Raw genomic sequence first — 8,798 nt, 5'->3', positions numbered from 1 at the left:
GCTTGGCCAGAAAAATGAGTCGTTCTCGCTGTTCTAAACTAAGTGGTACAGAAACAATTCGAGGCATGGGTGAACATCTGTTAACTAAAAAAACTTTTTCGCATGATTAGTTATTTTTGTCAACTTATCGGGTCTTTATAAAATTGAATAAGGTTCTGTTTGGAAACGTGAATAGTCTGAGGTTTCAATCTACTTAATAAAACCTGCATAGCCTGTTTGAAAAAATGGTAAAACTATTTGGTTCAAAAAATAATGCTTGGTGTAACTTGTATGCTGTAAGTTCTCTTGTATTTTATTATTGCTTTGAGTGTAATGTTGCGACTCGAAAATCGTCAAATCACTATCCCAACCAAATAATGTCAGGCTGTGTTCCACTTAATTTTGATTAACTATTTGACTTTGTTCAGATATTCGTCTTCCAAATATATCATAACCATAAATGGTGATTTGACTATTGTGATCACTTTGGATTAAGCGATTAAGGTTTCTGCTTATTTGGCTGGTTTCAATCACATTTTTTTGGTAAATTTAATACACATATTTTTCAAACACCTACACCTAAAATATTTTAAAAGTCTTCGTTTTTTTTATCTGGAAACAAATATTCAATTATAAGAAAAATTACTGAAACTACAATACCTATCGTTTGAGTTATTAAAAAGAAAAACATTAGATCATTAAAAGGCATTATATAATCATCATTAAAATAATTATAAATAACGGCTAAAAAAAATCCTGTCAACCCCAGTAAAACCCCCTTTATAAAACAAAACAAATAGGGATGATTATCTGCTTTCAGATTAGATATAAATGTACCTAACACAATTTCAATAATTATATTGAACATATAAAAGTACTTCCTTTATTATTTACTGTACTGTGGTTCATCTAACTTTAGACTCGGATTCTCTTTAATAGGCTTTGTTGTAATAGATTTTACTGCTGTTTGACCATAAAATATTCTTTTTCCAATAGTATTTGTAGTATTTTTATAGAAATTCATAGCTGTAACATATTCTACTCCATTTGCTTTTGCAAGATTTGCGCCAACTCCTCCTGCTAATGCTCCCACACCAGCTACACCAAGAGTTCGCTTATAATTATAGGCATTGCATTTACATCTAACACTATCAAATGTTTGAAAACCACCGTCTACTGCAGCAGAACCAACAGCACCCATTATTGGTGCCTTTGCACCTGCTCCAAAACCGCCACTAATTACTGTAACTCCATATGGTAAAGTAGCGGCGGCAGCTCCAACTGTACCTACATTTCTCATTCCTTGCTGATTTCTTAAAACATTTGCATCTTGCTTATTTTTCGCAACACTTGACATAGTTCCTGGCAATAATGCACCCAATATTCCAGTACTTGGTCTATTTTGTTGTTTGGATCTTGCATCTTTTATTTTTGAAACTTGCCAAGCAGCTTTTTGTTGAGCGAATCTTTCAGCTGCATGCTTTTCAACTAACGCATTATTCGCAGCAACTTTTTCCCTTTCCCCTTGTGCCATCAACCCCATCGAATCGACCCATTGATTCGGATCGCTCACATAAATTGAATTATTTAACCCACCAAACAACCCAATCGGATCTTTACTCACATACCTTGCACTATGTGGCTCATAATAACGATATCGGTTATAATGCAATCCAGTTTCATGGTCATAATATTGACCTTGGAAACGGATATTGATTTGCTCTAATAAATTATCACTAGTATTAATCTCTAAAGCACTACCCCATGTATTTTGTTTGATTTCCCAAATACATTCGCCCAGCTCGTTACTCAAAGTTTGTGGCGTCCCCACTTGGTTGCAGTGATAAAACGCTACTCGCTCTAATTCAGCTCTGTTCTTTCTCGTTTCGTTTTTCCATATCGGGTCTTTATAGATTGAATAAGGTTCTGTTTTAAACTTTGAGTAGTCGGGTGTTTCAATTAGTTTAATAAACCCTGCGTAACCTGTTTGCAGCAGCGGTACAAAGCTATTCGGCTCATAAACATAATGTTTGGTGTAGTTTTTATCATGCTGAGAATTGTCTTGATCTTTGTTTGACTGTTGCGACTCCCAGATCATTAAATCACCATCCCAACCAAATAAAGTTAAGCTGTATTCTGGTTTGTTAATCTTAAATAAACGTCTTCCAAACACATCATAACCATAGCTTGTGATTTGACCATTGTGGTCACTTTGAATCAGGCGGTTTAAGTTATCCCATGTCAGCTTTAAAGTTTTACCTGCAGGGCTGCTTTCAATGCAGACAAGTCATTGAACCGTACCGGGTTTGTCGGAGAGTCAATATTCTGAGAGACTATCCCGATGACAAAATTAAAATATGCCCCTGAAATCAGAGAAAGAGCGGTTCAATTATTGATTGAATCTGAAAAAGATTATCCATCGAATTGGGCTGCGATCACCGCTATTGCTCCCAAGATAGGTTGTACTCCTGAAACACTACGTGTTTGGTATCAAAAATATTTAGATAAACTAAATCCAGTTAAAGTACAGCAGCTTTCAGACCAAGAACGTATCAAACAACTCGAACGCGAAAATAAAGAACTGCAACGCGCCAATGAGATTCTACGTAAAGCAGCCGCTTTTTTCGCCCAGGCGGAACTCGACCGCCCACACAAATAATGGTGGATTTTATCCATAATAATAAAGAGCTGTACGGAGTCGAGGCGATTTGTAGAATTTTACCGATCGCACCCTCAACCTATTACCGGACTCTAGATCTCTGCGAAAACCCAGAACATCGAGCAAAGCGAGATCTACATGACTTGCATCATGCTGAACAAATTAAACGAATTTGGAAGGAAAGTTCAGGTCGATATGGTGTACGTAAAGTTTGGCAAAAACTGAAACGTGAAGGCTATATTATTGCACGCTGTACAGTTGCTCGATTGATGCAAAAGCTAGGTATACAAGGTGTTTGGCGAGGTAAGAATAAACAAACTACCCATAGCCGAGATGATCAAAAACGAGCAGATGACTTGGTGAAACGCAATTTTAGTGCTGATCACCCTGACCAGCTGTGGGTCGCTGACTTTACGTATATTCAAACAAATTCAGGCTGGGTCTATACCGCCTTTATTATTGATGTGTTCTCGCGAGCAATTGTTGGATGGAAAGTATCAACACGGATGAATACAGACATGGTGCTCGATGCACTGGAGCAAGCATTGCATGATCGAGGCATGCCAAAGAACGTGATTCATCATAGTGACAGAGGTGTGCAATATCTTTCCATTCGTTATACCAATCGTTTAGAAGCAGCAAATTTACGAGCATCAGTCGGTACGACCGGTGATTCATACGATAATGCTTTGGCTGAAACAGTGAATGGCTTATACAAAACAGAGGTGATTGAATATTTAAAAGCAGATTGGCAAGGTTTAGCGGATGTACAACTTGCGACATTAAATTGGGTAGATTGGTTCAATAAAGAGCGTGTACATAGTGCACTAGGTTATGTGCCACCTTTTGATTTTGAAGCAATGTACTATGATAAAATTAATCCGTTAGGTCAGGTGGCCTAACTTAAATAAAAAAGTCTCCGACAAACCCGGTACGGTTCACATTTTAGATCGAGATGCACATGCGATCATTCCACCTAGGAAGAATGCAAAGCCGTGGAAAGATCAGCAAGCGAAGTCAGTAGCGCGGAACGAGTTATTAAAAACAGTCAAACAGCTAGGTAGATCGCTTTGGAAAAAATGGTCAGGCTATCATCGGCGAAGTTTGGTTGAAACTAAGATGTACTGCATTAAATTATTAGGCGATAAACTCAGTGCTAAGAACTTTCAAAGCCAAGTCAATGAAGTACATGCCCGTATAGCCATTTTAAATAAATTTACAGACTTAGGCAGATCACATACCCGAGTTGTCACTTAAATTTGAGTTGCTTAAGGGAGTTTTACTTTTTAAATCTTTGTGCAACAAAGTCATTACTTACTAATTACCTTGTAAAATAGCTTTTATGTAGCTTAGTTTCTCTAGATCTTCCAAACTTTTGGTTTTCATATAAGTGCTATTTTTCATAAATTCTTCTATTTTTTTTTCAACTTCTGACTTTTGCACTGTACTTAAATTATCAAGAATAATTGAAAATTCAGGTCTATTATAATAAAAATTCATTACAACCACTGCTATTAATTCAGTAAATGTTTCATCATCTACTTTATACGGTAGTCTATTAATTTTATACATAAAATCATCAGAATCTTCACATACAAAATTATACCCTGTATCTTCAAACACTTTTATTGATTTTTCACTAATATTCAATATTTTACTTTGAACTTTGAACTTTTCAATAGAAATTTCACACTCTTTATCGATAAAATACCCACTACCAATTAAATATATAAATAAAATAGTGCAGCAAAAAATAACAGTTATAAAAAATTTTTTCATTACTCAACATCCAATATTCCATAAAGGTCAACAAAATCTGGCTTGTGTCCAAATTTCCTTTTGCTTTCTAAATCCCCTCCTTTAAAAACAAGCGCTTTATGCTTGTTCGTTTTTTGTATAAAACTAGATAATTTATCCCACTTCACATTTCCATTTTTTGCTCCCATTGAAGAGGGAATAGTCACACAGCCTGTACTATAAGTTCCTGGATGAAGTCTAAAATAGCCTCTCATTTTCTTGTTATTAAAATCATAAGTAAAATCATCTGTATGCATATCGACTGCATAAAGCTTGTACCAATGCTCTTTACCTTCACCCTCATGTGGGATTATCCAATATCTCCCTCTTGGAATAGCTTGCGACTCATCTAGTGATAAATTAGTTACTTGTTGAGTCATATGATCTACACTTGCATATCCACCTGTGAAAACGCCATTTATACCTATTGTTTCTTTTGAATCTAAATCAGAACCTTTAATTGTTCCATTCGATTTGTTAAAAACAATATGTACAATTAGTCCCATAGGATCCACCCACTGATTCGGATCACTGACATAAGCTGAATTATTTAAGCCCCCCATCAACCCAATCGGGTCTTTACTCACATAACGTCCACTGTACGGCTCGTAATAACGATAACGGTTATAGTGCAAGCCTGTCTCAACATCATAGTATTGCCCCTGAAAACGGATATTACTTTGTTCTAACAAATTGTCACTGGCTCTGATTTGCTGCGTATTGCCCCACGTATCCTGCACGATCTCCCAGACACATTCACCACGTTCATTACTTAAGGTTTGCGGTGTTCCCACTTGGTCACAGTGATAAAAAGCAACGCGTTCTAGCTCTGCTTTGTTCTTTCTCGTTTCTGTTTTCCATACAGGGTCTTTATAAATTGAGTAAGGTTCACGTTGGAATTTTGAATAGTCTGGGGTCTCAATCAGTTTGATAAATCCTGTATAGCCTGTTTGGAGTAATGGTACAAAACTTTTTGCTTCATAGACATAATGCTTAGTATAGTTTTCATCAGCATTATTAGATTGCTGTGACTCCCAAATCATCAAGTCACCGTCCCAGCCGAATAAGGTCAGGGTTTGCGCATTTTGATTTTTCTTATATAAACGCCGTCCAAATACATCATAACCATATTCAGTCACTTGACCATTATGATCACTGCGAATCAAACGGTTCAGGTTATCCCACGTCAGTTTTAATGCTTTGCCTGCATGGCTGCTTTCAATCACGTTACCTTGTGCATCGTATTTATAGTTTTTACCCTTATATTGAGCGATCAAATTACTTTTCACTTGAGATGCTTGCGTGGCAATCGGGTCAATTAAATTCCCCGCAGGGTCAAAAGCAAAGTTTTCTGTTTGATGTAGGCTTTTACTCTGTGTTAAACGGCCAATGGCATCATACTGATACGTCAGCTTACCTAATCGGCTGTCATTTACTTGGGTGAGCAAATAATTTTGATCATATTGATAATGTCGTTCTGCTTGATGCTGTGTGCGACCGACGGTTTCCTGTTCTGGTCGAATGATTTGCGAAGTGAGTAAACCTACATCATTATAATTTTTAGTCTGAATTAAGCCATTCGCCAGCATACGAGTGGTTTCGCGGTGCAAGTCATCACGTTGAAACGCCGCCATATCTTGTTTATTAAATGCGATTCCATAGATATGACCTGAACCATAACTCAAATTGCTTTGAACCTGTCCATCAGGGCGAATCGTTTGAGTTAAATTTCCCAGCACATCATATTCATAACGCAGCACAGCCGTCAGCGGAGTTAAATGCGGCACTTTATAATGCTGATGCTCACGGACCAATTGGCCAAGCGCGTTGCGATAAAAATCGATTTGACTGTCTTTATTCGTCGCCTTACTCAACTGATGATTCAGGTTGTATTCAAATTCTTCTGTTTGACTTACACGAGTTTGTACATGGGTATAAGTTTTTGAAGCGATTGCGCCATCAGCAAAATATGCAAATTGAGTAAACACATTTGGCTGACGGATTTGGAACAGCTGACCGTTTTCATTGTAGCTATAATATTTTTCTTCGCCATCGAAAGCCTGTTCACGTGCCAATTGACCATAACGGTTATATTCAAATAAATATTCTGCATGGTTTTGATTGATCAGCTTTTGAATACGGCCTTGCTGATCCCATTGGTAGCCAATTTGATGACGGTTCGCATCTATACGCTGTTCGAGCAAACCCGCAGCGTTATAACGGTACTGCGTGCTTAAACCTTTGGTATCCGTATGCTTGAGCAAGCGCCCTTCTTCATCATGCTCAAATTGTTCTTTTAAACCATCAGGGTAGACAATTGCTTTAAGCTGGCCTTTGTCTTTGCCATCTGTGCTGTAGATATATTTGACTTGCTGTGCATCAGCAGACTGCTGGGCCGTCAGTGCGCCTTCTTCATCGTATTCCCATGCGCTCTCTTTACCTGAACAATCGCTATATGCGGTCATTTGCCCCAAATCATTGTATTGAATTTTTTTAGCGCCGCTTTTGGCATCAATGATTTCTACAACTTGATTATCGTTGTTGTATTTATATTGCGTGCTATAACCTAAAGGATTAATTTCCTTCGTTACATTACCGTCTGCATCGTATTCTTTTTTCCAAATATGACCTTCTGGATCTTTAGTTTCCGTCAAATTTCCTGCTTCATCATAGGCAAAACGGATGATGCCTCCATTCGGCTGTACAATTTTAATCAGCTGATCTTGCTCGTTATAAACTTGTTCGGTTTCTAGGCCTGCAAAATCAATTTGACGGGTAATACGTTTTTGACTGTCACGCGATAGCCATTTTTCACGGCCATCGGCTAAGCGTATGCGATAGGTAAAACCATCTAAGTCAAAATAGTAATAGGTTGGCACATCATAAGCATCGTACACAGCAACTTGGCGCAGTCTCGGGTGCCACTCCAAACGTGTTTTAAAACTACCATCATCTGCCCATTCTGCGATGGCTTTGGCATTCGCCTCTTTTGATTCATAACGGATATTTTGCCCACGACCAGTACGGTCGGTATAACCGTTCAGCTGATGCGCATCATTATATTCATAGCTGCGTACATGGCCATTTTGATCCACTGCCTGAATTAAATTACCTTGCGTATCATATTCATAGCGTGAAACTGGCTCTGCCTGTTCATCCACAAAAGCAGCGATAACTTTTACTTGATCATTAAAGGCAAACTTGAGCTGATGCTTGCCTCGTTTCAATTGAAAATCAATACCTTGTAGATAAGCCTGCTGCTCAAACAAAATATAACTTAAAGCAACTTTTTCATCTGTTTCTTCATTAAATTGCTGAATCAACTGATAGTGTTTTCCGCCATTAAAGCTATGGAAATGAAAACTCCACGCTGAACCAAAATTCAGCAGCAAGTCTTCATTTTCTAATGGTTCTATACTAAAGCCTTCATAAGGCACCGTATAAGCCTCATACACAATTGATGCAGGCAGCTGATGCTTGCGGCCATTGCTGTCTATAAACAAATAGCCGTTTTTATTTTGGCAAATGACATTCGAAAAAGGCATCATCCAACGCGCACCCATGAGGCTTTGGTCAAACTCATGCATTTGCGAGTTATATTGACGGCTAAAGCTGAAACCCACTTTAGGTAAATAAAAATCGGTATGATTGACCCGTTCAGCACCGATAGAATAGCTGATACTGTGCTTAGACTGCGAGTCAGCCCCTTGGCAAGGCGGATTATTCAGTGCATCGGCCTGCAGCGTCACAAACTCTAAAGTATCCCCTGTGGTGTGCTGCTCATGTTCCCCAGTTTGATTAATCGGCACACTGGCATTGGCTTTGTTACCTTGCGTTTTAATGGCTTTTAAGGTTTCTTGAATTAGCCATGCCAAACTGTATTTTAGACCTGCGTTAGCTTGACGTTGAATTTCATTTGGAAATGAACTCAATGCCTGAGTTGCTTGAGTTTGTAGCAGCGTGCCTGTTTGTTCTTTCCTTATTTTAGGCAGCATATTGGCAAGTGCGCTAGTTTTACTTAAATCAATCAGCGGTTTTGCCCAATTGCTAAATTGTTCTGTCGGATCACGCTTTTCCGCAGTTGCACCAAAACTAATAGTGGGTGAAACCAGTCCTGACTGAATCGGCGCTGCAAAAGTATTTAGAATAGACGTGCCTAAAGTTGTTGCGCCACTTAATAATGCGGGAAGTTTGGCCTGTGTTTCAGTCAGAAACTTTTCTAAATCCCCTGCAATCTGTGCATTCAGATGCAAAGACATACGGCGAAGATCGGCCTCTTGAATTTTGCCATTTTCTGGATAGAGCTTTTCAGCCATTAGCCCCAACAAAGGACGCAATGCCATACGTACATGCGCTTCAGCTT

Annotated in this window: 4 protein-coding genes, 3 pseudogenes and 1 other annotated feature; of the genes and pseudogenes, 2 read left to right on the top strand and 5 right to left on the bottom strand. The window is 38.4% G+C overall.

The window, feature by feature from the left end; genetic code table 11:
• From FTU64_RS16455 to FTU64_RS15925, 3 genes and pseudogenes are all read right to left on the bottom strand, one after another.
• Nucleotides 1–67 (bottom strand): annotated as a pseudogene (locus FTU64_RS16455) (helix-turn-helix domain-containing protein); the annotation flags it as partial.
• Between the two features lie 501 nt (nucleotides 68–568).
• Nucleotides 569–847: a hypothetical protein gene (locus tag FTU64_RS15930; RefSeq protein ID WP_180036263.1), complete on the bottom strand. Its 279-nt coding sequence runs from the start codon at nucleotides 845–847 to the stop codon at nucleotides 569–571.
• A 660-nt stretch (nucleotides 848–1,507) separates the two neighbouring features.
• A pseudogene (locus tag FTU64_RS15925) lies at nucleotides 1,508–2,257 on the bottom strand (RHS repeat-associated core domain-containing protein); the annotation flags it as partial.
• A gap of 63 nt (nucleotides 2,258–2,320) precedes the next feature.
• On the opposite strand from FTU64_RS15925, the gene FTU64_RS15920 reads away from it, so the two are divergent.
• Both FTU64_RS15920 and FTU64_RS15915 read left to right on the top strand, forming a co-directional pair.
• A protein-coding gene (locus FTU64_RS15920; protein WP_100249712.1) for an IS3 family transposase occupies nucleotides 2,321–3,540 on the top strand; the annotation gives its coding sequence in 2 pieces (ribosomal slippage) (nucleotides 2,321–2,597 and nucleotides 2,597–3,540; 1,221 coding nt in all).
• Nucleotides 2,596–2,712, top strand: a sequence feature (AL1L pseudoknot). (Overlaps the previous gene by 117 nt.)
• Nucleotides 3,541–3,580: 40 nt before the next feature.
• Nucleotides 3,581–3,895: pseudogene (locus FTU64_RS15915) on the top strand (transposase); the annotation flags it as partial.
• A gap of 60 nt (nucleotides 3,896–3,955) precedes the next feature.
• On the opposite strand, the gene FTU64_RS15910 reads toward FTU64_RS15915, so the two are convergent.
• Nucleotides 3,956–4,417: a hypothetical protein gene (locus tag FTU64_RS15910; protein ID WP_180036286.1), complete on the bottom strand. Its 462-nt coding sequence runs from the start codon at nucleotides 4,415–4,417 to the stop codon at nucleotides 3,956–3,958.
• Nucleotides 4,417–8,798, bottom strand: a 4,382-nt coding sequence (locus tag FTU64_RS15905) for an RHS repeat-associated core domain-containing protein (protein ID WP_180060286.1), incomplete at its 5' end; no start/stop codon positions are given. The genes FTU64_RS15910 and FTU64_RS15905, both read right to left, overlap by 1 nt.

Source organism: Acinetobacter sp. YH12128 (assembly GCF_013418655.1).
Taxonomy (GTDB): domain Bacteria; phylum Pseudomonadota; class Gammaproteobacteria; order Pseudomonadales; family Moraxellaceae; genus Acinetobacter; species Acinetobacter amyesii.
The sequence above is the reverse complement of the archived record's forward strand: the minus strand, read 5'-3'. Positions and strand labels throughout refer to the sequence as shown.

Coding starts and splice junctions, on each gene's coding strand:
- FTU64_RS15930 (WP_180036263.1), bottom strand. CDS start 847: ATGTTCAATATAATTATTGAAATTGTGTTAGGTACATTTATATCTAAT.
- FTU64_RS15910 (WP_180036286.1), bottom strand. CDS start 4,417: ATGAAAAAATTTTTTATAACTGTTATTTTTTGCTGCACTATTTTATTT.